We start from the raw sequence: 22,693 nt of genomic DNA on the forward strand, positions 1-22,693 counted from the left end.
TCAGAGCCACTCCCCGAGCTGCCTGCCGGAGACCTCCACCAGCCACATTTGCCACAGCGGTCCGAAGCTCACCCGGCGAACTCCCAGCTCTCGCAGGGCCGCCAAGTCTCCGGCGGCGTGCGCCGTGACCGGGTGGGCAGTGACATTCACCGGGATTCCAACCGATTGCACGGCCTGCATTACCTGATCCGCATCGGCCAGCGCCACCGGATACACGCTGCGCGCACCGGCCTGCTCCATCAGCTTGATGCGCTCGATAGCCTCACCCAGTGGGTCGGCGAACTTGTCGGCCAGCTTCACAGCATCGGTGCGTCCGTTGATTACGAAGTCGATGCCAGCAGCATCCGCCGCTTGGCGGACGCCGTGGATGTAGTCCGCATGCTCCTGGCGTTCGCGCACACGGCCTCCTTCACGATGGAGGACATCTTCGATATTCACTCCAACTGCACCCGCTGCGGCGACGCGTTCGAAGAGTTCTTTGGGGTCCAGTCCGTAGCCGGACTCGACGTCGGCGCTGACCGGCACGTCGACGCTGCTGGTGATGCGTTGCACCACAGCCAAGTAGTCTGCGAAGTCCATCTGCTCGCCGTCGGCGCTGCCAATGGAATCGGCGACAGGATGGCTGCCGATGGTCAGGGATTCGAACCCGGCTTCCACCGCCACCTTGGCGCTGAAGGTATCCCACACGGTGGGCATCACCAACAGCTTTCCTGAAGCATGCTGCTGGGCGAGGTTCTGGGCAAGAGCTGAAATATGCGGCAAGGAGATCTCCTATCGTCGTGGCGGATTGCGCCCAGTCTACGGCTCCAGTTCCCCTAACGAAACAACCGCAAGATGAACTCCCAGCTTTCCCCCCATTCTGCCCGAAATCAAGCGCTATTTCGCTTCCCTCGCTGCTTGCCGGCTAGTGGTTTCACCATAATCAGGCAGGGCGTTTCGGGTCCCCAGAGGTCAGTTTCCTCCAGCGGCAGGAATCCCTGACTTTCATAGAACCGACGAGTCTTCGCATAGCCGGCATCCGGGTGCGAAGGCCCCAAGGTCTTGACCTGCAGCAGCTGAACTCCCTCGGCGAGCGCGTCGGATTCGAGAGCAGCACACAAGACCGACCCGATTCCGCTGCTGTGGTGCTCGCGGTCGACCACCATTAGATGGATCTCGATGCTGTGGGCGTAGTGCCGGTCGACTAAGAGAACACCGAGTACCGTGCCGGCGGCATTGCGCACGGTCCAGGTTTCCTTGCTCCGCGCGGCTTGGATGTACTCCGCGTTGGATTCAGGTTGGCCAAACCACTCGGGAACAGAGGCAAGCAATCGCGCGACATCATCTGGCACGGCTTGATCCCTGGTTGCTGCGAAAGTCATCGGTTCCACAAGGCCTCCCGAACGTAATGTGATTGTGCTAGCTTGCCGGAGTCATGATTTCCAGTCGATTCCCGAATCCGTCACGCGCATGGAACCGCAGATATCCTTCAAAGGTTTCACGCTCAGCCCAAGACAGTTCATAGCCCATGGAGCCGATGCGTTCAGCGAGAGTTTCCAGCTCATGGATTGAGTCCCAAACTAATCCCGGATGCGCTTTCTTGGCCGGTACAAAGGGATCGTCTACGCCAAGATGGATTTCCGCCACCACGGCATCCGCTTTGAAAGCACGAAACCAGCATCCTCCCCTTCCGGCGAGGGAGGCCGGCTTGGGAACTTCGGCAAGTCCCAGCGCCTCACCGTAGAATCGTCGAGCTTCAGATTCTTCACCACGTGGCATTGATATCTGAACGTGATGGAGTCTCATTCAGGTTTCCTCGTCTCTAGACATGCTCATCGCAGTACTGCCAATATACCTGCAAGGCGCTTGACCACAGTTAGGTTCGGTGCAATCCGAAGACCAGGGTTTCAACCCGTCCTTTGTTGTTTTCCGGGTCTTCGGTGCGGCGCTCTTCGAGCTTGAAACCGGATTTCTCAAGGACGCGGATGGAAGCTGCATTCCTGGCATCGCACGTTGCGCTGATTCGTTCCAAACCAAGATCTTCGAACCCCAGTCGGAGCAGGTGTCCCACGGCAGCCGTGGCGTATCCGTTGCCCCAGTATTCCCGATTCAGCGTGTAGCCAAGCTCTCCGGCCTTGGCATTCCGGTCGGTTGCCCACACTGACGCAGAACCAATGAGCACATCACCAAGCATGATCGCTCGCAAGCGACGGTGCGGTTGCTCGATTAGTGCATCGGCAAGGAATTTTTGGGTATCGGCCAGCTGGTTAGGGCCCCACGTCGAGTACCGGCACACCAGTGGGTCAGCAGCGAAGTTGTGCACCGCAGACAGGTCTTGAGCACGGAAGTCAGTCAAGCGCAATTCAGGCTCCGTGGTAGTCACGCCGTGGGCTGGCGGATTGTTGGTCACTCGTTTTCTCCTTCGCGGTTCAATTCCTATCAATGCATTGGGGCGGACCCTATCGCTGGGCTGGGGTCGAGTCCAAGCATGTTGCGCAGCTGTTAAGCGGTGTTGAGTTTCATTGCCATTTTTGGAATCGTGGCACGCACATGCCCTGAACTTGGCATGTCCTCAACCGGAAGGAGAGCCATCGTGCTCGCACTGACCGACCAAGCAGCATCGATCGTGACCGCGATCGTCACCAACCAAGCCGAGGAAGAAACCGCTGGCCTGCGCATCATGCAGGCAGACAGCACCCACCCTGAAGATGCAGCTTTCGGATTGCAGATTGTCCCCGCGCCCGAAAGCACCGATGGCGTGGTGGATACCGAAGGCAGCCCTGTCTACGTGGACGAGGCGATTGCCGACGCACTGGATAGCAAAGTACTCGATGCGGCAGTAGACGAGCAGGGCGGCGTGAGCTTCCAGCTTCTCGAACAGGGTTAATGCCGCACCCTGCCCTTTAGCTTTGGCTGCGGGGGTCGCCCTTCGGGACGGCCCTCGCAGTTCTTTAACAAATTACCTCGGCCAACTGGACGGATATTTTTTCCCGGGCCAGCTGGCTCGCAGCCTTGTATATTGCGGCTCCGTGCGTCATCGTTCAACTAAGGGAAAGGGGAAAACAGTGGAAACGCGCGCGGTACGCAAACATGAATGGGCGACGATTCCGAACGCCATCACGATCATTCGTTTTCTCCTGGTTCTTCCCATCGTTGGCTTTCTGGTGGCCGATACCGAACCGGTGCTGACTGCGGTGCTGCTTCTTGCCTTCGGCCTCAGTGACTGGGTTGACGGGTTTATCGCCCGCAAGTTCAACCAGGTCTCGCAGCTTGGCATCCTGCTGGATCCCATTGCCGATCGCTTGGGCATCGTGGCTATCGCTATCGCGCTGGTAATTAGCGGAGCGATCCCGGTCTGGGTTGGCCTGGCCGTTTTCGTCACTGACCTGGTTCTGCTGTGCACCTATTTCTTCTTGCGCCTTGAATCCCCGCCGGCTTCCACATGGCTGGGAAAGATCCGCACTGCCATCATGATGCTGGGCCTGGCCTGCGTGGCCTTTGGCAGAATCCCCGAATTTACGGTGCTGGCCGCACCGGGCGTAGCCATTTTGGCAGCCGGCACGGTGCTGCATCTATTTGTCGGCTTCGGCTATCTGCGCATTATGCGTGCTTCGGCCAAAACGCAGAGGTCCTCGGCCAGCTAGTCACGGCCGTTGTGCTCCATGTCGCCGGCCAAGAGCGTCAATTCCTGCAGCCTGGGCTTCCACAGTGCTGCCCTGCAAGCAGTCAGTTCCCTGAGCTGCGCTGATGCCAGCTCATCCAGTGCACGGATATAGTCGGGAACGATCTCGCGTGGAAGGCGCAGGCCCATGGTCAGATGCGGGGTCCATCTGGGTCCTCGTCCGTCGGGATTCACGGCGCTGATTTCCCGGGCCGCCATTTCCAGGGCGTCGGTCGTTTCCAGCAGCCAGGCAACCGTCTGCTTGCGCTTGGTACCGAAAACAATCGTGCCCACCCGGTGGAAGCAGGCGGGGATGAGATCTGGAAGCAGTTCTGCGGCCCGCTGCGCTACAGCATCGCTCATGCTGGGCGAAAAGGTGATGGTGATATGCGGAGTCTGGTGTTGTGCTGGAAACCCTCGCTTTTCCAGCTGGGCAAAGATTTCCCGCACTTGCTGCTCCTGCTCGGCCAAGAGACGCAACAGGATGTTATCTGGGGATCTGCTCATCCAGGTACTCCTTTCTCGTGCTTGTCACCGGACGCGTCCATGTACGGGCGCATGACTTCTGGTTCCCTGCCGCATGGTTGCTGGCCTCCCCGGTAGGCCTGTAGCCAAGGCTCGTCCAGAACGGTTCCGCTTCGGCGGCATTCGTATCGACAATTGTTATCCGGCAGGTGGTGATCGACGGATACTCCTGCACCAGCGTGAGTACCTCTTCATGGATCTGCTTCCCCAACCCCTCTGCTTGCCTTGCGCCGTCAATCATGAGCAAACCGATGTGGACCGTGTCCGTTCTCGGCCAGCCGACAATCAGATCAGCGAATCCGACGAGTTCTGCATCCAGCCAAAGGCCAAGATCGATTTTCTGCTCGGCCCGCGCCGTCGGCGGCAGGGCGGTCAATGCCTCGATTGCGGCATCAGCTGCGGGAACTGCGCCGGTAACACGTTGCGAATACCCCGGGTTGCTTTCCATCAACCGCTGCAAGCAGGCTGCCTGTTCGATGGAAAGCCTGGTTACCCGGAGCTGTGAAGACCGCTTATCCATGAGCCGTCGCCCCGGTTTTTCCCTTGGCCGCTTCAGCTTCGAAGATCATCAGCGGCTGCTCGCCGTTGAATGGTTCTCGCGTCCAGTCGCCCCAGATAGCGCGCACCTCGAACCCTGCTGCGGCAAGATCTCCGCTGATCTGCTCGGCGCTGCGGAAGACCAATTCCAGTTCCTCTACCACTACTTCCTGCGACTGATCGAACTTGGCGTAGGACATTAGGCGGACGAGACCCGAGCTGATTTCGTCGGCATCGAACCATTCGGTCAGCGGGCCGAATGGCGTCTGCCGAGTGGTGGATTCTTCAGCATCCCACTTCTGCCAGGCACGCGTCGACGGGTTCCTGCTTTCAAAAGCCAGCACCGTGCCGGGCCTCGCAGCTTCGCGCAGTTGTTTCAAGGTTCGTTCCCACTGCTGGCCAGGGATGTGCTGGGCGACGTTCCCAGTCATCACCATCAAGTCGAAGGGCCCGCCTTCGATAGCCGAAGAATCGCCGTCGATCCAGGTGACTCTCCCAGCTTCGGGCCGACGCCTGGCGTAGGAAAGCATTACCGGTGAGGGGTCAACGCCTACAACAGTTCTTCGCTCGCCAACAAGCGTTACCGTCAAGAGCCCAGTGCCGCAGCCTAGATCCAGGATCCGATCGGCTTGGGTTTCAGCCGCGAGTGCACGGTAATAATCATGATCCGGTCCATCGGGATTATCCGTGTCGTAGAGTTCCGTGATTCGTGGATCATAGTCGGTCATGCTCACGTGGTCCTATTCCGTTCTCAGAGTTTCCGGTCGAGGTGCCGGGGTGCGCAACAATTCTTGCCTTGCCTAGGTGAAGCCGGCTCATTGTCGGTTGCTTCGCTGCCGGCATGCGCTGTCTCGTCAGGCATCCTACGGTCCGCACCAATCGCGCAATAATTCTTCGCATGGAACTTTGCCCCAGCCGCTCCTACTAATCAGTAGTCGCTCCGGCACAACATGCATATCCCCAAGCCAACCACATCAATTGTGACCTAGACAACTGATGGTGAATTGGGCATTGTTGGTTCAACAGACGTTTCCGGTCTGCTCGAAACCCCTAATGGAGGAGCTCCATGGCCGAGGCCTACATCATTGATGCGCTGCGTACACCGGTTGGACGCCGGGGGAAATCGCTGGCACAGCTCCATCCACTGGATCTCGCTGCGGCACCGCTGGCGAAGCTGGTGACCCGCAACAACATTGACTCCGAGCAATACGATGAGATCATCCTCGGCTGCATCGACCAGCTGGGGCCCCAAGCCATGGACATTGCCCGCAACGCATGGCTGGCTGCCGGCCTATCGGAGCACGTACCCGGGACCACGGTGGAACGCCAGTGCGGATCCGGGCAGCAAGCGGTCTCCTACGCGGCGCAGGCGGTCATGAGCGGCACCAGTGACCTCGTCATTGCCGGCGGCGTCCAATCCATGTCCAGCATCCCGCTCTCCTACTCCAATGCAGCCGCCACGGACTTCGGCTTCCCTGACCCCTACTCCGGCTCCAAGCGATGGGCTGCACGCTACGGCGAGCAGGAAATTTCCCAGTTCCGCGGTGCAGAAATGATGGCGGAGCGCTGGGGCCTGGACCGCACCCAGTTGGAGGACTTTGCCGTGCGTTCCCATGAGCGCGCGTTGAACGCCCAAACGCAAGGATACTTCGACCGCGAGATCCTGGCCCTGGATGGCTTGGCCGCCGACGAGGGCCCGCGCCCTGTGGACCGCGCCAAGATGCAATCACTGGCCCCGATCATCGACGGAGGAGTGCATACAGCGGCTACCGCATCGCAGATGTCTGATGGCGCCGCCATGCTGCTCATTGCCTCGGAGTCCGCGGTCAAGCGCTATGGGCTCAAGCCCCGCGCCCGCATCCACCACATCTCTGCCCGAGGCGATGACCCGGTCATGATGCTTTCAGCGCCGATCCGCGCCACCCAGCATGCTCTGGCCCGCGCTGGCATGCGCATCGAGGACATGGACCGCATTGAGATCAACGAAGCCTTCGCCGCGGTGGTCCTTGCGTGGCAGCAGGAAACCGGTGCCGACATGTCCAAGGTCAATGTCAACGGCGGCGCCATTGCTTTGGGCCATCCGATTGGTGCCACCGGCGCACGACTGATGACCTCCCTGCTGCACGAGCTGGAACGCAGCGATACCCGCTTTGGCTTGCAGACCATGTGCGAAGGCGGTGGCCAGGCCAACGTCACTATCATCGAACGCCTCTAGCTTCCGGCACCGGCCACAAAGGACACCACCCATGAGCGCATTGCCCGCCGCTACGGCGATGAAACCCGATGACCAGAACACCATTGCCGCACAGCTGCCCCGCAACCAATCGGGCAAATTGCTCAAACGACAGTTTCGCGCTGAACGCAACCAGGCTTCGGGCGGCGCGCAATGAACCGCGACCCGTGGGCACCTTACGACCTCGCCACCGCGGTGGATGTCGATTACCTGTCCGCTTTGCGACTGCCACCGACGAGGATCGCAGGCATTGGGCTCGCGCCCGGCAATACGGCGAAGAGATCCTGCCGGTCATCAACGAGCACTGGGAGAACGGGCATTACCCGTTGGATCTGGTCCGGCGCATGGGCGAGCTTGATCTGTTCACCGACGGGCTGAGGATCCCCGGCCACGCACACTTCTCCCCGCTGGCCGCCGGACTGGTGGCCATGGAGCTGTCTCGTGCCGATGGCTCGATGGCCGCGGCAGCTGCAGTGCAGGGCGGCCTGGTCTTGCGCAGCCTACAATTCTTCGGCAGCCCCGAACAGCAGGAGCAATACCTGGAACCGGTGGCTTCAGGTAAGTTGCTCGGTGGCTTCGCGCTGACCGAACCTCACCATGGTTCGGACGCTGTGGGCCTGGAATCCAGCGCCCGGCGCGACGGGAAGCACTGGATCATCAATGGGCACAAGAAATGGATCGGCAATGGAGCTGCCGGCGGCATCACCATCGTGTGGGCGCGGGATGTTGCCGATTCGCAGGTCAAGGGGTTCATTATCGACCAGCGCACCCCCGGCTACGAGACCGCCCCGGTGCGCGGCAAGGGCGTGCTGCGCGCCATCGAGCAGGCAGAGATCCGGCTGACGGATGTTCGCGTCCCGGAGTCCGCCCGTCTCACCGGGGCGGAATCGTTCAAGGATGTCTCGCGGGCGCTGGTTGATACCCGGGTGAATGTCGGCTGGTCGGCTCTGGGCCATGCGCAGTTCCTCTTTGAAGCTGCACTGCAGTATGCCAAGCAGCGCACGCAGTTCGGCAAACCGCTCGCTGCGCATCAGATGATCCAGGAACGCTTGGCGCAGATGCTGGCCGAAATCACCAATATGCAGTTGCAGTGTGCCGCCGTAGCCGGCATCCAGGCCGCCGGCCAGTTGAAGGACACTCAGGCATCATTGCTGAAGTTCCATAACACCCGCGCTGCCCGCAGGATCGCATCCACCGCGCGTGATCTGCTCGGCGGCAATGGAATCCTGCTGGAAAATCATGTTATTCGCCATCTCGGGGACATCGAGGCGCTGCACACCTACGAGGGAACGGAGTCGGTCCAGGCATTGATTCTCGGCAAGGATCTGACGGGCTTCAGCGCCTTCAGCTAGTACCGCGGAGTACGATAATGATGAATCTTGCGTTACCGCTTGGCCAACCCCCGAAGGACTGCCCATGCCATACCTAGTCGATTTCAAGGACGTCTCCACCCAGGGCCTTGAGTCCTCGCCCGTTGCCGATGCACTCGCAGGCTTGCGCGCCAACGAAGCGCGTTATCTGAAGAACAAGTTCAACCACGACTTTGCCGTCGAGCAAGCGGCCGACGCCCAAGACGCCATTGCGTGGGTGAACAAGATTCTTGCCGAAGAACGCGACCTGCATATCGCATCCACGCCGCTGCAGGCGACCATCTTCGAGGCCGACGGGGCCAAGCGCGCCTACGTCTTCTACGAGTCAGGCCTGTCCATTAATGTCCTCTACGGCTTGGAACCCGGTGAGAAGCGCGCCGTCGGCTTCAAGCTCAGTGACGGCATGGAGGTGCCAGACGAGCTGCAAGAGAAGTTCAAGTTCGCGCGGCAGAAGTCCAAGCTGGCAGGAACCATCCGCGGCTCCTACTTCGTGATCAAGAACGAATACTGACCTTTCGAAGAATGGACTGCTGCCCCGCGCTTTCGTGGATCCTACTGGGCACCCGGCAACTGCGCGTAGGCATCCTTGGCTGCCTCTAGCAGGAAATCAGCAGGCCACAACGCGCGCACTTCAGCCGGGAACACGATGTCTTTGATATCTGTACCGTTCTGAAGCGCCGCACCCAGGGTCGCTGCGAGCTGCTCGAAGCAGTGCAGTTGCTGGATCACGAATTCCCTTCCCACAGGTTCCCCGTGGCCAGGAACTACCACGTCACCGGGCTGGATGTGCTTTAGCAGGGATTCGAGCACCCCTGGCCAGCCCATTGGATGGGCGCCCGACCCGAACATCGGCGGGCCCGACTGCTCGATGATATCGCCCAGGAACCAGGTCATGGCATCAGGAATATGGATCGCCAGGTCGGTGTCGGTGTGCCCTGCTCCCAGCGGGATTACCTCGATGTCCCGCCCGCCAAGGCTCAGCATGCAGGGTTGTTCCAGCAGGTGGCTCGGCGGTGTCACCTGCACACCGTCCCAATCCATGTCGGGTTCGAGTTCCGGCGAGCGCCGAACCAACTCAAGCCGGGGCTTCTCGAATTGCTCGAAATGCGCGGGGATCCGGTGATGGCCGTAAATCGGGATTCCCTTCTGGGCAAAGAGCTGATTGCCGAAGGTGTGGTCGTAGTGGGCGTGCGTGTTGATCACTGCAACGATTGGAAGACCAAACTGCGCTGTGGCCTCGTCGATGATTTCTTGTGCCTCGCGTGCGTTATTGCGGGTATCGATAATCGTCACGCCGTGTCCGCCGAGCACCGCGCCAACGGAGATGTCCAACGGATCATATCGCCTCTGGAATACTCCCTGGGCTATTTGGTTCCAGCGTCGTTCAACCATCATCTGCCGTCCTGCCGGTTCTGCTTGGCTAGAGTCCTGCCTTCAGCAACTGTTTCCAGCGCAGCGGCATGGGTGCCTCGACCACCAGTTCCTGGCCATCGGGCTTGGGAATCACCAGCTTAGTCGCATGCAAGAACAGCCCGCGGCCTCCTAGCTGTTCAACACGGCGATTGAACTTCGCAAAACCATACCTGTCATCACCGGCAATCGGATGCCCTTGGCTTTGCAGGTGGACACGGATCTGGTGCTTGCGTCCGGTCGTCAGTTGCACATCCAAGATGGTGGCGCGCTGTCCTACGCGTTGCCTGACCACGACGCGGGTCTCGGCTCGTTGCCCGTGCGGGTCAACCACGACCTTGTCGGCGCGGCGCAGCAGCGGCGCGTGGATCGATTCGATGCCCTGCTTCCAGTGCCCTGCCACGAGCGCCAGGTAGTGGCGTTCAATTTCGTCTTCCCGGTCCCGGAGCAACTCATGCAGATAGCGCAGCAGCATGCTTGGGGTCTTCGCCAGCACCAGCAGCCCTGAAGTGTCGCGATCCAGACGGTGAGTCAATTCCAGATCAGGCAGTTCCGGGCGCAACTGGCGGAAAACTTCGATCACGCCCGCAGGATTATCGGTACCTTGGTGCACGGCGATGCCAGCAGGCTTGTCGATGACCAGCACATCCTGGTCCTCGTGCACCACAGTGTTGCGCAGCTGCCTGACCAAGTACTCCGGGACGTCGTGTTCTGGTGCCTGGCCCGGTGCCGCAAGTAGCGCCGGCAGGGTAATCTTGTCATTTTCGGCCAGCCGGTAGCCTTCTTGGACTTTCTTGCCGTTCACGCGCAGGTGCCCTTTGCGCATGAGCCGGAACAGTTCTCCTGCCGGGACCGTTTTGAGCCGGGATCTCAGGAACTTTTCGATGCGCCGGCCGGCGTGCTCGCCGTCGATGACAATGGTGTACATCTGGGAATCAGACCGCACTTCTGCCGATGGATGCTGGAAGACTCCAGACAAGAACTATCACTCCATTTAGGGGCCACATCCATGAGTGGATCATGGCATCGCCGTTCACGGCGGGTCATTTTCAAGGGACTTCCGGGAGCTGCCGCCCCGAATTGGCCAACCTTCATCGTACCCCGTGGCAACTATCCGGTACGAGCGAACTAGCAGTGATGAGCACTGAACTCACAAAATTTTCAGGAGCTATCAGGCCGTGATGAACATGGCGCGGAGCAATAGCCGGTCCTGGCGGCCATTTGAAATAGCACAAAGGATGCCGGTCCAATAGTCGCCTGGCTTCTTCTCCATGACTAGGCTGGGTTCATGGCCACAGTAATACTTGTACGGCACGGACGTACCACCGCCAACGCCACCGGCATACTGGCTGGACGCACGCCCTCCGTGTTCCTCGACGATACCGGGGAAGAACAGGCGATCCGCACCGCCGAGCGGCTAGCGGCAATCCCCCTGGCTGGCATCGTCTCAAGCCCGCTGGAACGCTGCGTGCAGACAGCGGAATTCGCCATGCAACAGCAAAGCAAAGCCGCACAATTGCTGATTGAGCCAGAACTCTCGGAATGCGACTACGGCCTGTGGCAGGGCCGCAAGCTGCAGGACTTGGCTGCCGAGGAACTTTGGAAAACAGTGCAGTCCGCGCCGTCAGCGGTGACCTTCCCGGGCGGGGAATCCATGGCCGGAATGCAATCCCGGGCTGTAGCAGCCATCAGGCGCCATGACGCGGCGATCGAAGCCGAGCATGGTGCTGAAGCAGTCTGGGCGGCATTCAGCCATGGCGATATCATCAAGTCGGTACTGGCTGACGCGCTGGGCATGCATTTGGATCTGTTCCAACGCATCAATGTGGGCCCGGCGTCCGCATCGATTGTGCACTACGGGCCCGGCACGCCCCGCGTGTACTCCATCAACACCGACGCCGGAGACCTCTCGTGGCTAGCCCCCGGCCTCAAGACAACCGATGCCCCAGTCGGCGGCGGAGCAGGACACTAAGGAGACTGAAATGACGGCAACAGTCAACGAATTCAACTGGCCGGATCGCGTTGTCATTGGCACCATCGGCGCGCCCGGGTCCCGAACCTTCTACCTGCAGGCAAGAGCCGGCTCGGAGCTTTCCAGCATCGCTTTGGAAAAGCAGCAAGCCGCAGTGGTTGCAGAGATGATTGACGAGATCCTGGATCAGCTTTCCACGGTCAAGGGCAACCCTTTCAACGTTCCCGAACATACCCCGGTGGAACTGGTCGACAACGATCCACTGGAAGAAGTGAACGAATCATTCCGCGTCGGATCGATGAATCTCGGATGGGACGCAACAGTAGCGCAGGTAGTTCTGGAAGCTTTCTCCCTGAATGACGAAGATGACGAGAATTTCGATCCGGATGGACCGGGCGCAGTCATGCGCGTGCGCATGCCCGTAGGCACCGCTCGCGCTTTTGCGATGCGCACCCACGAGATCGTGGCCGCTGGACGGCCGGTGTGTTCCAACTGCGGTTATCCGATTGATCCGGATGGGCATACCTGCAGGGACGAGAACCGACAGTGAATGCGCCCGATCTGCTGACTGCGCAGCTGGAACTGACCGGCCGCATCACCACCGCTTCCAATGCGACGTTCTTGGGCAACATCGGTCAAAACAGCGTTGTCTACAAGCCCATAGCTGGAGAGAAACCCCTTTGGGATTTTCCCCATGGATCGCTGGCCTACCGCGAGGTTGCCGCCTTCCGAGTATCTGAAGCCCTGGGCTGGAACCTAGTCCCCCAGACGTGGCTGCGCGACGGGCGATTCGGCGAAGGCATGGTGCAGCTATGGCAAGAAATTGATCGAGAACAGCGCCCGGTAGACATCGTCGCCGCGGACGAGGTGCCTGAAGACGGCTGGAAGACCGTCCTGCACGGAGAGGACGAATCGGGGCATCCTATGGCTCTGCTTCACGAAGATACTCCTGCCCTGCGACGCATGGCAGTCTTCGATGTGCTGGTCAACAATGCCGACCGCAAAGGCGATCACGTGCTAGCCATGCCAGATGGCCACCGCTACGGTGTCGACCACGGCCTCTGCTTCAACGAAGAGCACAAACTGCGCACCGTGCTTTGGGGGTGGGTTGGCCAACCGCTGACGGAGGACGAACTGGCCGGTATCCAGAGGGTCAGTGATGTACTGGACGCAGATCTTGGGCAAGAACTGGCCGCGCTGCTGACCGGTGAAGAAGTCGCGGCGCTCGCCGACCGTTGCACAGATCTGCTCAGTGAAGGGCGATTCCCTGCGCATCGCGGGCAGATGCCTGCCGTGCCCTGGCCGCTTTTCTAGCATGGAGTTTTCTGTTGACCGCAAGGCAGCCTGCAAGCCATTCTTGGAGTCGGATAGCAAAGGACAGGTCGCACATGGGAACGTTCAAGGCAAACAAGGTAGACCTCGGTGTCGAATCCTTCGGAAACGAAAACGATCCATTGATTCTGCTCGTTGGCGGCGCAACCATGCTTGCCTGGCCCGAGGCCCTATGCGAGGCATTGGCCGCTGGTGGGCGCCATGTGGTGCGCTACGACCTCCGGGATTGCGGAGAATCAGCCGCAGGGAACCCGATGAAACCCGGATACAACCTGCGTGATCTTGCTGCTGATGCCGCGGCACTGGCTGAACTGCTGGATGACCGTCCAGCACATGTGGCGGGTATTGGGGTCAGCGGGATGATCGCCCAGGTGGCGGCGCTGGATTACCCTGAAAGATTTAGCGCCCTGACATTGGTTGGCACACGGCCAGTCGCTCCAGGACCGGTGGACAAGGATCTGCCAGACCATGACCAAGCAACCATGGGCAAGCTATTCTCCCGCCCCATGCCAGATTGGGCAGACCGCGAGTCCGTTGCCCGACACTCCGCCGAGGGCTCCCAAATCCTTGGCAACGAACCGGAAGCTGCACTGGATCTAGCCTCCCGCATCTGGGACCGTACGGCGAGCGCAGATCCAGAAGTCCACATGGCAAACCAGATCGGGATTGTCTTTTCCAAGCTGGACTGCGCTCCACGCTGGCGCGAACGGCTTCCCGAGTTAGCCATCCCCGCACTGGTCGTACACGGAGCCAAGGATCCGTTCTTCCCCCTCGGCAATGGCGAAGCCCTGGCCCGGGAGATCCCAAACGCTACCTTGCTCGTGCTTGAAAACGCTTCGACTGCCATACCGACTTCGGCAATCCCCCAAGTTGCTGATTCAATGCTGCACCTGTAGGCAAGCAGCGATTCGAGCACTAGTCACAGGCCAGTATAGACTTTCCTCATGGACCATATGCCGCCCCGTACACCAGGCGAAGAACTTAGGCCTTCTGAACTAGAGCTGCTGACTTTGCTCTGCAGCGGCACAGATGCAGAATCGGCTCTAGCCCGACAGCAGCTGGAGTATGCGCGCTGGGGCGGCTACGAGTTCGAGGACTGCGAGTGCTTCTTGATTTCGTTCACTAGCAAGCGAGATTGCCGCAGTATCCGGCATGGCGGTGGCCCATTCTCCACCGTCGACGTTGGAAAAGGTGGAGAACACCTTGGGCAACTAAACCTTTGGGTTGTTGGCGGATACCTTCACCCGGTCGATTACATACCTTGGGAAAATGATCCCGGGCACCTGCCAACTTCCGAAAATTACACGTTGGAATTCGTCGGACGGAACTAGACTTCATAGCAAGAACACGGAACCTCCGCTTGATGCCGAACATACCTGAAGCGCACTCAGCCAATGCTTCTATTGTTCGCATGCGGTTACGGTAGTAATGTTCATGCCACGCTTTCAGGCCATCGAAGGGATTCGCCATGTCATTCCAGGCCTATCTGGACACCATCGAGAAAAAGACCGGACTTACTCCGCGCCAGCTTGTCGAAATCGCCCACGAAAAAGGTCTTGACCAGGAGGGTGTCAAAGCAGGGGAAATCCTGGCTTGGCTCAAGGCTGACTACGAACTGGGAAGAGGTCATGGCATGGCATTGGTGCATGTCATCCAGAAGGGATCTGGCATCTCCAGCAAACATGTTGGATCCGGCGGCACGCACAATGACGAATCAGATGTGCTTTGGCTCGACGGCATCGCGACAAAACCCTCCAAGTGAGCCAAACACGAAAGCTAAAGGTCCTGTTCACCAGGCATGCTCCCAGCGTCCTCCCGTTGGTCGCGAACTGCAGTAACTCCTGAAACGGCCATTGCAATCGTGATTGCGATCCAAAAACTGTCAAGCGCTTCAAGCAACTGCCTGCCCGAAATGAGGCAATAGGCTGCAAGGAACAAGGCCAGACCTACGATCGAGACGCCGAGGTACACCGCGACTCGTTTCCAGGCAGTTATTCCCGGCCGATAGCAGGGTCACGCGCAGGACAAGTTCTGGCGAGATTGGCATTAAATACGAACTCTCCCCCTTTCCGCGGTTCAGGGCGGAAGGAGGAGTGCTGAGTTCACGCGATTCTAGACGTTGAAGCGGAACTCGAGCACGTCGCCACGGCTAGGAACGCATGCACGCCTCACCGGGCCAGACCGGTCTCAGGGCTACGGTCCCTCACCTCGCACGGCCGACTCAGCTGCCTCTCCGCTGGTCATCCAGCACCTGTTCAATCTCATCCGAAACCTCGTCCAGGAGGACCTGGAAGCCGGGCTCCTCGAGGGGGAAGTGGCCGCAGCCAGGAAGCATCACGACGCGGGTCTTGCCTTGAAGCCGACCGAGGTAGTCGAGGCTGAGCTCCGGCATAGTCCAACGATCCTCGGCCGGATGCAACAGCACGACCGGTGGTCCTTGGTATTGCTCGGGTCGAATAGCCGGACCTGCCTCGAGGAACGAGCGGTACCAGCCCACCGGCATCGAGCCACCACCGCCGCACGGGTCGGTGAGCACTGCATGACTGAGGCCATGGTCGTTTGAGATCGCAGACATAGGGGTCAGCACGCGGACCGGGATCCGTAGATTCGCCGCTGGCCCCCGGGCGAACTGCAGCAGTGGCAATCCCAGCCGCGCTATCCACGGGGCTCGCACGATGGCGGCAGCGATGCCCGGCCGACTCGGGTCGAGCAGGCAGGTCGCGATGACCCGCTTGGCCAGTCCGGTCACTGCAGCCGTGTCGACCGCGAGGGCACCACCCATGCTCGCCCCGACGACGACAAGTGGCCGCTCGTCATGCTCGCGACCCACGAGATCGACGAGCAGCTGCAGCCAGTCGCCATAACTGACGCTGCGGCGTCCACGCCGCACCCGGACCGTTCGCCCGTAACCGGGCAGATCGACCACCGTAACCCGAGCACCCAGGCGACTCAGGTGTGCAGCGTAGGGCCACATCGCCGCCGCGTTCCCTCCCGCTCCATGGACCAGCAGCATTCGGACCGGAGCCGCCGGGGCACCCACGTGCTCGATGTGCAGGTCCCACGAACCACCCCCGTCCGGCGCATCCCACCTCCATGATGAGGCCACCCGCCGCACTGGTGCAGGGACGAGGCGTACGAAAGGCTCGTACCGGCGGTCCGTGGAGTCGAGTCGGCCAGCTCGCGCCGGTGGCACCTTCGCTCGGCTCCTTGAAAAGGCCCCATTCATACCCTCAATGTTACGGGAGTGCCCGGTGTCAGGGACTGATGCGCAGGTAGGTGGGTCAGAAGCCTGTATTAGACATTGAACCTAAATTCAACTGCGTCGCCGCACGTACCAACCTCTGAGAACCCGGCGAATCCCTCGAAGTGCCGACCTTCTCCTGGCCCTGCGATTATCGAGCCCGCCGAGCAAGGAAGCAACCCAGGTTGACAACCCATTGCTTAGCAACGTAGGTTGACGGCATGGAGTCTCCGCGGATCGCAGCAGTAGCAGCCGATACCAGCGACCCGAAAGCAGGATTGCGGGCCGTAACGTCCTTACGCGTACTCGCGGACACCTTGGAACTTCGGCAGGTCGAGGCCGCGTTGCGTTCAGGCATGAGTTGGCAGGAGATCGCCGACGCGCTCGGAGTGACGCGACAAGCCGCCCACAAGAAGCACTCCAAAAGAATTGATCCCGCGATCTCGACACCCAGGAGGAACAAATGAACAAACTCGTCCGCGCCGCTCAAACCAGCCAATCGCTTTCCCTGGCCGCCATGGAGGAAGCATCCCGGCTCGGGCTCCGCGAAGCCGACATCGACCACCTGTTCCTCGCATTGGTCATCAACGACCAGTCTGCCGGCCGCGCACTGCGCGAGCTGGGTATCGACATCGACAGCGCCCGCCTCGCCGTCGAGGAACAACGTGATGCACAGCTGGCCTCACTCGACATCGAGGCGTCGTTCCCTGAGGCCGGGCGCATCGTGTTCCACGAGACAGATGGGTACGAGTGGACTGCTCGCGCTCGGGACCTCATCGCGAGGTCCAGCAGCAAAGGCAAGTCAGGCGACGCAGCCGCCGTTCTCCGGGAACTCGTCGCAGAACCCAGCGGTCTGATCACGGATATCCTCGGCCGCCTTGGCACGACATCCGATGCGCTCATCGAACGCCTCGATCGGGCAGACTCGCCCTCCACGAAGTCCATGCCCGCCACAGCGAAAGTGAAGGGGCGGACCACGGGAACGACTGAGACTTTCGTATCCGCACCGCTGGACGAAGTGTGGGCGTTCCTCGCAGACCCCGCACGTATCCCCGAGTGGGAACCGAGCATCGGCATCCTCGATCAGACCAGTCAGGAAGCGACGCCAGGTACGGTTTGGGAAGGCGTTGCGCCCACAAATTACCCGGACGGGAAGCCTGTGAAGATCAAACCTCAGTTTCGTCGACGCAGTGTTGAACTCATCGCAATTCACCAACCGGAGAGGATCGCATGGAGCTTCGGATATCCCGACGTCGCACAAAGTAATTCGGTTCTGACGGAATTCACCTTAGTGAACACGACCGGTGGCACCCATGTACGAATTAGTAGGTCATGGTCGCGACGCCAAGGGTGGCGAGGACTTGTCGCATGGCCGCTACGTCCAATCCAAAAGTTTCTGGTGTGGATCACCCTGTTCCAAACTGGCAGCGCGATCAGCCGAACATTCCGCTAGCCCTGGCGACGGCGAACTGCTTGCTTGTGGCATATAAATCAAGTGCCCGAATCTCACACAGGGAGATCCGGGCACTTGAACCAGACGTTAAAGCGAAACTCGACTACACGTTAAACCGGAACTCGACGACGTCGCCGTCCTTCATGATGTAGTCCTTGCCTTCGATACGGGCCTTGCCGGCGGACTTGGCGTTGGACACCGAACCGGCGGCGACCAAGTCATCGAAGCCGATGACCTCGGCCTTGATGAAGCCGCGCTGGAAGTCGGTGTGGATGACGCCGGCAGCCTCGGGGGCGGTGGCGCCCTTGCGGACGGTCCAGGCGCGCGATTCCTTCGGACCTGCGGTCAGGTAGGTCTGCAGTCCCAGGGTGTCGAAGCCGACGCGGGCCAGCTTGTCCAGGCCGGATTCCTCGATGCCGGCGTCTTCCAGCATCTCGGCGGCTTCGTCTTCTTCCAGCTCGGCCAGCTCGGCCTCGAACTGGGCGTCCAGGAAGATCGCCTCGGCAGGGGCCACCAGCTCGGAGAGCTTGGCCTGCATGTCCTTGTCGGCCAGGCCTGCCTCGTCGGTGTTGAAGACGTAGATGAACGGCTTGGTGGTCATCAGCTGCATCGGTGCCAGCTCGTCCATGTCGATGCCGGCGGCCTTGCCCGCGGCGAACAGGGTCTTGCCGTCCTCGAGCACCTTCTGGGCTGCCAGCAGGTTGTCCATGAAGGACTTCTCGATCTTCTTGCTGCGCAGCTCCTTCTCCAGGCGCGGCAACTGGTTCTCGATGGTCTGCAGGTCGGCGAGGATCAGCTCGGTGGCGATGGTCTCAATGTCCGACTCCGGATCGACCTTGCCGTTCACGTGGATCACGTCATCGTTCACGAACGCGCGGGTCACCTGGCAGATGGCGTCGGCTTCGCGGATGTTCGCGAGGAACTTGTTGCCCAGGCCTTCGCCCTCCGAGGCGCCCTTGACGATGCCGGCGATGTCCACGAAGGACACGGTTGCCGGCAGGATGCGCTCCGAGTTGAAGATTCCGGCGAGCACCTTCAGGCGCTCGTCGGGCAACGGCACGACACCGACATTCGGTTCAATGGTTGCGAACGGGTAGTTGGCCGCCAGCACCTGGGCACGGGTCAGCGCGTTGAACATGGTGGACTTGCCGACGTTGGGCAGTCCGACGATTCCGATAGTAAGAGCCACGGGAGAAAATTCTACCTTTTACTAGTGATGAGCGCGCAATGGTGTACTGGCGCTTGAATTCTTAGGGTGAAGTCAGGCCTGCGGGCGAGCGTGGCCGCCCAGGGCACGATCCTCGTCCCCGGCTTCCTTGAGCTTGCCGCGGATTTCCTTGGGCAGCGAGAAGATGATGTCTTCCTGCGCGGCGGTGACCTCGGAAACGTCGGTGAAGCCGTACTCCGCCAGCAGCGCCACGACCTCGCGGACCAGCACCTCGGGCACCGAGGCGCCGGAAGTCACGCCGACGGTGGAGACGCCCTCGAACCAAGCCTCGTCCACCTCATTGGCGAAGTCCACCCGGTAGGCGGCCTTGGCACCGTGGTCCAGCGCCACCTCGACCAGGCGCACCGAGTTCGAGGAGTTCGCCGAACCGACCACGATCACCAGATCCGACTGCGGCGCGATGTTCTTGATCGCTGCCTGGCGGTTGGTGGTGGCGTAGCAGATGTCGTCGCTGGGCGGATCCTGCAGGTTCGGGAAGCGCTCGCGCAATCGGCGCACGGTCTCCATGGTCTCTTCCACGCTCAGCGTGGTCTGCGAGAGCCAGATCAGCTTGTCCGGGTTCTTCACCTGGACGGTGTCGGCTTCCTCGGGGTTGTTCACGATGGTGGTGACTTCCGGAGCCTCGCCGTAGGTGCCTTCGACCTCCTCATGGCCTTCGTGGCCGATGAGCAGGATCTCGTAGTCGTTCTTGGCAAAGCGCACGGCCTCGCGGTGCACCTTGGTGACCAGCGGGCAGGTGGCGTCAATTGTCTGCAGGTTGCGGTCCGCGGCGGACTGCACCACTGCCGGGGAAACACCATGGGCGGAGAAGACCACCAGTGCCCCTTCGGGCACTTCCTCGTTCTCCTCGACGAAGATTGCGCCGCGGGACTCCAGTTCGGAAACCACGTGCAGGTTGTGCACGATCTGCTTGCGCACGTAAACCGGAGGGCCGTAGTGCTCCAATGCCTTTTCAACGGCAACCACTGCCCGGTCCACGCCTGCACAGTAGCCGCGAGGAGCGGCCAGCAGAACCTTGCGCTCGGTGACCGTCGGAGAGGCGGCTGCAATTTCGGCCGGGGTGCGGCGCACCCGCGGGATCCGAGGCATTGACAGCGAGACCGTAGTAGAAGTGGAAGTAGCCATACCTCTAGTCTACGAAGTGCATGCAAGTTAGCGCATGCTCATATGAGCTGAAGCACGCCCTATTCGCTGTGAGTTCTACCTCTGAGTAGGTTTCCTTGGAGCTGAAGCGAAGAAAAATACCTGATTCTGTCCGTTTGTTGGTGTAGCGTCACAAGTGCGCGAGATGCACAACGTCGCGTATCAACCAGCTTCTAAGGAGCGGCGAATGGATTCGAACTCCCCTGCCAGTTTGCCGGCGACCGCCGGGCAGACCACCGCGGATAATCCTTGGCCGTTGCGTTTGCTTTCCGAGAAGCTGAAAATCCACATTGAGAACTCACCCGTGGTTTGGGTCGAAGGCCAGCTGCTCGAAGCCAATGTGCGTAATGGGCATGCCTATCTCACCCTGCGCGATGTGGATGCGGATTTCTCTTTCTCGGTCACCATCTGGGCCTCGTCCATGCGAAAGCTGGATTCTACCCCGCAGGTCGGCTCGCGGGTGGTGGCCCAGGTCAAGCCGAGTTTCTACGCCAAGACCGGCAGATTGTCCTTGAATGCAAGTGACCTGCGCCCAGTTGGCCTAGGCGAGCTTCTGGTACGCCTCGAACGCCTGCGCCAGGTGCTGGGGGCAGAAGGTCTCTTCTCCCCCGAGCGCAAGCGCCCGTTGCCGATCCTGCCCCACCGCATCGGCCTGATCACCGGACGTGATTCGGATGCCGAAAAGGACGTGCTGCGCAACGCGACGCTGCGCTGGCCATCGGTGCAATTCAAAGTCATCAATACAGCAGTACAGGGCATGGATGCTGCTAATCAAGTGATCGCCGCCCTGCAAAAGCTGGATGCGGATCCGGAAATCGATGTCATTGTGATCGCGCGTGGTGGTGGTGCCCTAGAGGATCTGCTGCCGTTTTCCAATGAAGATCTGGTCCGCGCGGTCTTTGCCGCCTCGACCCCGGTGGTCTCGGCCATTGGCCACGAGGCGGACCGCCCCATCTTGGATGACGTAGCTGATCTGCGTGCTTCAACACCGACCGACGCAGCCAAGCGAATCGTCCCAGATCTGAATGAGGAATTCGCTGGACTGGAGATGGCGCGGAACCGGTTGGACCGCTCCATCAACAATTTGCTCCAGCGCGAGGCCCAGCTGCTCGCCTCGGTACGCGAGCGCCCGGTGCTGTCCAATCCGCAGGTGATGGTCACCAGCCGTGCCGAAGATCTGGAACGCTGGAAGCAGCGTTCCACCGATTTGCTGCGTCACCGGGTGACGCGCGCCAGTGACGAAATCAGTCATCTGAAGAATCAGATGCGCGCACTGTCCCCGCAGCAAACCTTGGACCGCGGATACTCGGTGACCCAGCTTGAAGACGGAAGCATTGTGCGTGAAGCCGCCCAAGCTCCAGCTGAGAGCAAGCTGTTCATCCGTGTGGCCTCCGGCCAGCTGGTTGCACAGACCCTTGAATCAATTCCCGCTGGCGAGACCGCCAACTAAGCACGCCGATCACTGACCTGGAGTAATCATGACTGCACAGATCCCTGAAGATATTGCCAAGCTTTCCTACGAACAGGCTCGTGAAGAACTGCTGACCGTAGTGAACCAGCTGGAAACCGGCGGCGTGGCCTTGGAAGCCTCGCTGGCCCTATGGGAACGCGGCGAAGCGCTGGCAGCGCACTGCGAGAACTGGCTCAACGGAGTCTCCCAGCGCCTGGAGCAGGCCCGCGCCAATCACAACGAGGCCTCAGACCAGTAGCCATTGCACTTGGCTGCGAGCTATTTCGCAGCCTCCAGCCGCGCTTTCTCTTTCACTACATCAAAGGCTGCCTCGGGCCACTGGGGAGCGATGCGTTCTAGGGTGGCCAACAGCAATTCGGCAACGCACAACCGCGCCTTCCATTTCTGATCCGCCGGAACGATATTCCACGGTGCGCTCTGGTTGTCGGTACGGTTGATCGCGGTCTCATAGGCTGACTGGTAGCCGTCCCACAACAGACGGTCATCCACATCCCCGGGAGAGTATTTCCAGTGCTTGTCGGCACGTTCCAACCGCTCTGAGAGGCGTTCGTACTGCTCTTCGCGGCTGATATGCAGCATCACTTTGATGGGGTGGATGTTCTGCTCAATCAGCTGTTTTTCAAAGTCGACAATCTTCCCGTATCTGGATTCAATGACCTCTGGAGACGCGAAGCCCTTGACCTTGGCGACCAGCACATCTTCGTAGTGCGAACGGTCAAAGACACCCACCAGTCCCCCGGCCGGCAATTCCTTGGTGATGCGCCAGAGGAAATCATGGGCGGCTTCTTCTTTAGTCGGAGCTTTGAAAGCATGGTGCTCCACGCCCTGCGGATCCAGCATGCCCAGCACGTGGCGGACAATGCCGCCCTTTCCGGCGGTATCCATTCCCTGCAATATCAGCAGGACCGCCGGGGCTTGGCCTCCGGAAACTGATGCGGCGAAAAGCCGTTCTTGCAGATCTGAAAGCAACGGCGCCAATTCTTCCAGGCGCTTCTCGGCCGCGTTCTTATCGCCGGGCGCATCCTTGGGCCACCAGGCAGGGTTCTTGGTTGCCCGTTCAGAGAGTTTCAGCCCTGGCTCAGCACGCAGCGCTTGGATCAGGCTGGCAGGATAAGCGCTCATCAAAAACTCCTCAAGC

27 protein-coding genes and 1 pseudogene are annotated in these 22,693 nt (G+C 60.4%); 15 read left to right on the forward strand and 13 right to left on the reverse strand.

Features of this window, described 5'->3' with window-relative positions; translation table 11 throughout:
* The 4 genes from ACLQ8T_RS11195 to ACLQ8T_RS11210 all read right to left on the reverse strand — a co-directional run bounded on the left by ACLQ8T_RS11195 (position 1) and on the right by ACLQ8T_RS11210 (position 2,389).
* On the reverse strand, positions 1–762 hold the full coding sequence (locus ACLQ8T_RS11195) for an isocitrate lyase/PEP mutase family protein (protein WP_413454671.1): 762 nt from the start codon (positions 760–762) through the stop codon (positions 1–3).
* A gap of 107 nt (positions 763–869) precedes the next feature.
* A complete protein-coding gene (locus ACLQ8T_RS11200; protein WP_413454672.1) occupies positions 870–1,331 on the reverse strand; it encodes a GNAT family N-acetyltransferase in 462 nt (153 codons plus the stop codon).
* Positions 1,332–1,398: 67 nt separating this feature from the next.
* Entirely contained in the window at positions 1,399–1,785 is a 387-nt protein-coding gene (locus tag ACLQ8T_RS11205) for a VOC family protein (protein ID WP_413454673.1), read from the reverse strand.
* Positions 1,786–1,855: 70 nt separating this feature from the next.
* The gene (locus tag ACLQ8T_RS11210) at positions 1,856–2,389 is read right to left on the reverse strand and encodes a GNAT family N-acetyltransferase (protein ID WP_413454674.1); all 534 of its coding nucleotides are present in this window, start codon (positions 2,387–2,389) and stop codon (positions 1,856–1,858) included.
* Positions 2,390–2,572: 183 nt separating this feature from the next.
* Between ACLQ8T_RS11210 and ACLQ8T_RS11215 the strand changes: the two genes are divergently transcribed.
* Positions 2,573–2,866: a hypothetical protein gene (locus ACLQ8T_RS11215; RefSeq protein ID WP_038990641.1), complete on the forward strand. Its 294-nt coding sequence runs from the start codon at positions 2,573–2,575 to the stop codon at positions 2,864–2,866.
* A 178-nt stretch (positions 2,867–3,044) separates the two neighbouring features.
* Complete coding sequence (locus tag ACLQ8T_RS11220; RefSeq protein WP_038990642.1) at positions 3,045–3,623, forward strand: CDP-alcohol phosphatidyltransferase family protein; 579 nt, start codon at positions 3,045–3,047, stop codon at positions 3,621–3,623.
* Here the strand turns inward: ACLQ8T_RS11220 and ACLQ8T_RS11225 are convergent.
* The 3 genes from ACLQ8T_RS11225 to ACLQ8T_RS11235 form a co-directional block, all read right to left on the reverse strand.
* Positions 3,620–4,147: a 2'-5' RNA ligase family protein gene (locus tag ACLQ8T_RS11225; RefSeq protein ID WP_413454675.1), complete on the reverse strand. Its 528-nt coding sequence runs from the start codon at positions 4,145–4,147 to the stop codon at positions 3,620–3,622. The two genes, ACLQ8T_RS11220 and ACLQ8T_RS11225, sit on opposite strands and share 4 nt — an antisense overlap.
* Entirely contained in the window at positions 4,128–4,613 is a 486-nt protein-coding gene (locus ACLQ8T_RS11230) for a GNAT family N-acetyltransferase (RefSeq protein WP_413454676.1), read from the reverse strand. The genes ACLQ8T_RS11225 and ACLQ8T_RS11230 overlap by 20 nt, the downstream gene beginning before the upstream one ends.
* Before the next feature lie 64 nt (positions 4,614–4,677).
* Positions 4,678–5,430 carry a class I SAM-dependent methyltransferase gene (locus ACLQ8T_RS11235; RefSeq protein WP_413454677.1) on the reverse strand — a complete coding sequence of 251 codons (753 nt, stop codon included), beginning with the start codon at positions 5,428–5,430 and terminating at the stop codon, positions 4,678–4,680.
* Positions 5,431–5,768: 338 nt separating this feature from the next.
* Between ACLQ8T_RS11235 and ACLQ8T_RS11240 the strand changes: the two genes are divergently transcribed.
* From ACLQ8T_RS11240 to ACLQ8T_RS11255, 4 genes and pseudogenes are all read left to right on the forward strand, one after another.
* Positions 5,769–6,917 (forward strand): acetyl-CoA C-acetyltransferase, encoded by a 1,149-nt coding sequence (locus ACLQ8T_RS11240; RefSeq protein ID WP_413454678.1) that lies wholly within the window; start codon positions 5,769–5,771, stop codon positions 6,915–6,917.
* A gap of 31 nt (positions 6,918–6,948) precedes the next feature.
* The gene (locus ACLQ8T_RS11245; RefSeq protein ID WP_413454679.1) at positions 6,949–7,092 is read left to right on the forward strand and encodes a hypothetical protein; all 144 of its coding nucleotides are present in this window, start codon (positions 6,949–6,951) and stop codon (positions 7,090–7,092) included.
* Positions 7,089–8,287, forward strand: a pseudogene (locus ACLQ8T_RS11250) (acyl-CoA dehydrogenase family protein). The gene ACLQ8T_RS11245 and the pseudogene ACLQ8T_RS11250 overlap by 4 nt, the downstream one beginning before the upstream one ends.
* Positions 8,288–8,351: 64 nt before the next feature.
* Positions 8,352–8,816 carry a phage tail protein gene (locus ACLQ8T_RS11255; RefSeq protein WP_204722566.1) on the forward strand — a complete coding sequence of 155 codons (465 nt, stop codon included), beginning with the start codon at positions 8,352–8,354 and terminating at the stop codon, positions 8,814–8,816.
* A 41-nt stretch (positions 8,817–8,857) separates the two neighbouring features.
* On the opposite strand, the gene ACLQ8T_RS11260 is transcribed toward ACLQ8T_RS11255, so the two are convergent.
* Both ACLQ8T_RS11260 and ACLQ8T_RS11265 read right to left on the reverse strand, forming a co-directional pair.
* On the reverse strand, positions 8,858–9,700 hold the full coding sequence (locus tag ACLQ8T_RS11260) for an MBL fold metallo-hydrolase (RefSeq protein WP_413454680.1): 843 nt from the start codon (positions 9,698–9,700) through the stop codon (positions 8,858–8,860).
* A 25-nt stretch (positions 9,701–9,725) separates the two neighbouring features.
* Positions 9,726–10,694, reverse strand: a complete 969-nt coding sequence (locus ACLQ8T_RS11265; RefSeq protein ID WP_413454681.1) for an RluA family pseudouridine synthase — start codon at positions 10,692–10,694, stop codon at positions 9,726–9,728.
* 309 nt (positions 10,695–11,003) lie between these two features.
* Here ACLQ8T_RS11265 and ACLQ8T_RS11270 point away from each other — a divergent pair, with 309 nt between their 5' ends.
* The 5 genes from ACLQ8T_RS11270 to ACLQ8T_RS11290 all read left to right on the forward strand — a co-directional run bounded on the left by ACLQ8T_RS11270 (position 11,004) and on the right by ACLQ8T_RS11290 (position 14,781).
* Entirely contained in the window at positions 11,004–11,687 is a 684-nt protein-coding gene (locus ACLQ8T_RS11270; RefSeq protein ID WP_413454682.1) for a histidine phosphatase family protein, read from the forward strand.
* Positions 11,688–11,697: 10 nt separating this feature from the next.
* Positions 11,698–12,237, forward strand: coding sequence for a DUF3090 domain-containing protein (locus ACLQ8T_RS11275; RefSeq protein ID WP_413454683.1), 540 nt, complete (start codon positions 11,698–11,700; stop codon positions 12,235–12,237).
* On the forward strand, positions 12,234–13,001 hold the full coding sequence (locus ACLQ8T_RS11280; RefSeq protein ID WP_204722571.1) for an SCO1664 family protein: 768 nt from the start codon (positions 12,234–12,236) through the stop codon (positions 12,999–13,001). Before ACLQ8T_RS11275 ends, ACLQ8T_RS11280 begins: the two co-directional genes overlap by 4 nt.
* Positions 13,002–13,075: 74 nt before the next feature.
* On the forward strand, positions 13,076–13,915 hold the full coding sequence (locus tag ACLQ8T_RS11285; protein WP_413454684.1) for an alpha/beta fold hydrolase: 840 nt from the start codon (positions 13,076–13,078) through the stop codon (positions 13,913–13,915).
* A 572-nt stretch (positions 13,916–14,487) separates the two neighbouring features.
* Positions 14,488–14,781 carry a DUF4287 domain-containing protein gene (locus ACLQ8T_RS11290; protein ID WP_204722574.1) on the forward strand — a complete coding sequence of 98 codons (294 nt, stop codon included), beginning with the start codon at positions 14,488–14,490 and terminating at the stop codon, positions 14,779–14,781.
* 459 nt (positions 14,782–15,240) lie between these two features.
* Here ACLQ8T_RS11290 and ACLQ8T_RS11295 read toward each other — a convergent pair whose 3' ends face one another.
* Entirely contained in the window at positions 15,241–16,245 is a 1,005-nt protein-coding gene (locus ACLQ8T_RS11295) for an alpha/beta hydrolase (RefSeq protein ID WP_413454685.1), read from the reverse strand.
* 236 nt (positions 16,246–16,481) lie between these two features.
* On the opposite strand from ACLQ8T_RS11295, the gene ACLQ8T_RS11300 reads away from it, so the two are divergent.
* Complete coding sequence (locus ACLQ8T_RS11300) at positions 16,482–16,727, forward strand: hypothetical protein (protein WP_073705929.1); 246 nt, start codon at positions 16,482–16,484, stop codon at positions 16,725–16,727.
* A complete protein-coding gene (locus ACLQ8T_RS11305; protein ID WP_204722576.1) occupies positions 16,724–17,713 on the forward strand; it encodes a Clp protease N-terminal domain-containing protein in 990 nt (329 codons plus the stop codon). Before ACLQ8T_RS11300 ends, ACLQ8T_RS11305 begins: the two co-directional genes overlap by 4 nt.
* 103 nt (positions 17,714–17,816) lie before the next feature.
* Here ACLQ8T_RS11305 and ychF read toward each other — a convergent pair whose 3' ends face one another.
* Positions 17,817–18,902, reverse strand: coding sequence for a redox-regulated ATPase YchF (ychF, locus tag ACLQ8T_RS11310; protein WP_413454686.1), 1,086 nt, complete (start codon positions 18,900–18,902; stop codon positions 17,817–17,819).
* Positions 18,903–18,974: 72 nt separating this feature from the next.
* Positions 18,975–20,066 (reverse strand): 4-hydroxy-3-methylbut-2-enyl diphosphate reductase, encoded by a 1,092-nt coding sequence (locus ACLQ8T_RS11315; RefSeq protein ID WP_413454687.1) that lies wholly within the window; start codon positions 20,064–20,066, stop codon positions 18,975–18,977.
* Positions 20,067–20,271: 205 nt separating this feature from the next.
* Between ACLQ8T_RS11315 and xseA the strand changes: the two genes are divergently transcribed.
* Positions 20,272–21,534: an exodeoxyribonuclease VII large subunit gene (xseA, locus tag ACLQ8T_RS11320; protein WP_413454688.1), complete on the forward strand. Its 1,263-nt coding sequence runs from the start codon at positions 20,272–20,274 to the stop codon at positions 21,532–21,534.
* A gap of 28 nt (positions 21,535–21,562) precedes the next feature.
* Entirely contained in the window at positions 21,563–21,793 is a 231-nt protein-coding gene (locus ACLQ8T_RS11325; protein ID WP_204722579.1) for an exodeoxyribonuclease VII small subunit, read from the forward strand.
* A gap of 20 nt (positions 21,794–21,813) precedes the next feature.
* Here the strand turns inward: ACLQ8T_RS11325 and ACLQ8T_RS11330 are convergent, their stop codons facing one another.
* Complete coding sequence (locus ACLQ8T_RS11330; RefSeq protein WP_204722580.1) at positions 21,814–22,677, reverse strand: PPK2 family polyphosphate kinase; 864 nt, start codon at positions 22,675–22,677, stop codon at positions 21,814–21,816.
* Positions 22,678–22,693: the final 16 nt, after the last annotated feature.

Origin of the sequence: Glutamicibacter sp. FR1, assembly GCF_047300825.1 — a bacterium.
Classification (GTDB): domain Bacteria; phylum Actinomycetota; class Actinomycetes; order Actinomycetales; family Micrococcaceae; genus Glutamicibacter; species Glutamicibacter nicotianae.

Bases quoted from the DNA above. Each gene is read 5' to 3' on its own strand.
- ACLQ8T_RS11270 (WP_413454682.1), top strand. From the start codon at position 11,004: ATGGCCACAGTAATACTTGTACGGCACGGACGTACCACCGCCAACGCC.
- ACLQ8T_RS11305 (WP_204722576.1), top strand. From the start codon at position 16,724: ATGAACAAACTCGTCCGCGCCGCTCAAACCAGCCAATCGCTTTCCCTG.
- ACLQ8T_RS11285 (WP_413454684.1), top strand. From the start codon at position 13,076: ATGGGAACGTTCAAGGCAAACAAGGTAGACCTCGGTGTCGAATCCTTC.
- ACLQ8T_RS11245 (WP_413454679.1), top strand. From the start codon at position 6,949: ATGAGCGCATTGCCCGCCGCTACGGCGATGAAACCCGATGACCAGAAC.
- ACLQ8T_RS11300 (WP_073705929.1), top strand. From the start codon at position 16,482: ATGGAGTCTCCGCGGATCGCAGCAGTAGCAGCCGATACCAGCGACCCG.
- ACLQ8T_RS11225 (WP_413454675.1), bottom strand. From the start codon at position 4,147: ATGAGCAGATCCCCAGATAACATCCTGTTGCGTCTCTTGGCCGAGCAG.
- ACLQ8T_RS11230 (WP_413454676.1), bottom strand. From the start codon at position 4,613: ATGGAAAGCAACCCGGGGTATTCGCAACGTGTTACCGGCGCAGTTCCC.
- ACLQ8T_RS11330 (WP_204722580.1), bottom strand. From the start codon at position 22,677: ATGAGCGCTTATCCTGCCAGCCTGATCCAAGCGCTGCGTGCTGAGCCA.
- ACLQ8T_RS11275 (WP_413454683.1), top strand. From the start codon at position 11,698: ATGACGGCAACAGTCAACGAATTCAACTGGCCGGATCGCGTTGTCATT.
- ACLQ8T_RS11205 (WP_413454673.1), bottom strand. From the start codon at position 1,785: ATGAGACTCCATCACGTTCAGATATCAATGCCACGTGGTGAAGAATCT.
- ACLQ8T_RS11240 (WP_413454678.1), top strand. From the start codon at position 5,769: ATGGCCGAGGCCTACATCATTGATGCGCTGCGTACACCGGTTGGACGC.
- ACLQ8T_RS11290 (WP_204722574.1), top strand. From the start codon at position 14,488: ATGTCATTCCAGGCCTATCTGGACACCATCGAGAAAAAGACCGGACTT.
- ACLQ8T_RS11235 (WP_413454677.1), bottom strand. From the start codon at position 5,430: ATGACCGACTATGATCCACGAATCACGGAACTCTACGACACGGATAAT.
- ACLQ8T_RS11325 (WP_204722579.1), top strand. From the start codon at position 21,563: ATGACTGCACAGATCCCTGAAGATATTGCCAAGCTTTCCTACGAACAG.
- ACLQ8T_RS11295 (WP_413454685.1), bottom strand. From the start codon at position 16,245: ATGAATGGGGCCTTTTCAAGGAGCCGAGCGAAGGTGCCACCGGCGCGA.
- ACLQ8T_RS11260 (WP_413454680.1), bottom strand. From the start codon at position 9,700: ATGATGGTTGAACGACGCTGGAACCAAATAGCCCAGGGAGTATTCCAG.
- ACLQ8T_RS11315 (WP_413454687.1), bottom strand. From the start codon at position 20,066: ATGGCTACTTCCACTTCTACTACGGTCTCGCTGTCAATGCCTCGGATC.
- ACLQ8T_RS11255 (WP_204722566.1), top strand. From the start codon at position 8,352: ATGCCATACCTAGTCGATTTCAAGGACGTCTCCACCCAGGGCCTTGAG.
- xseA (WP_413454688.1), top strand. From the start codon at position 20,272: ATGGATTCGAACTCCCCTGCCAGTTTGCCGGCGACCGCCGGGCAGACC.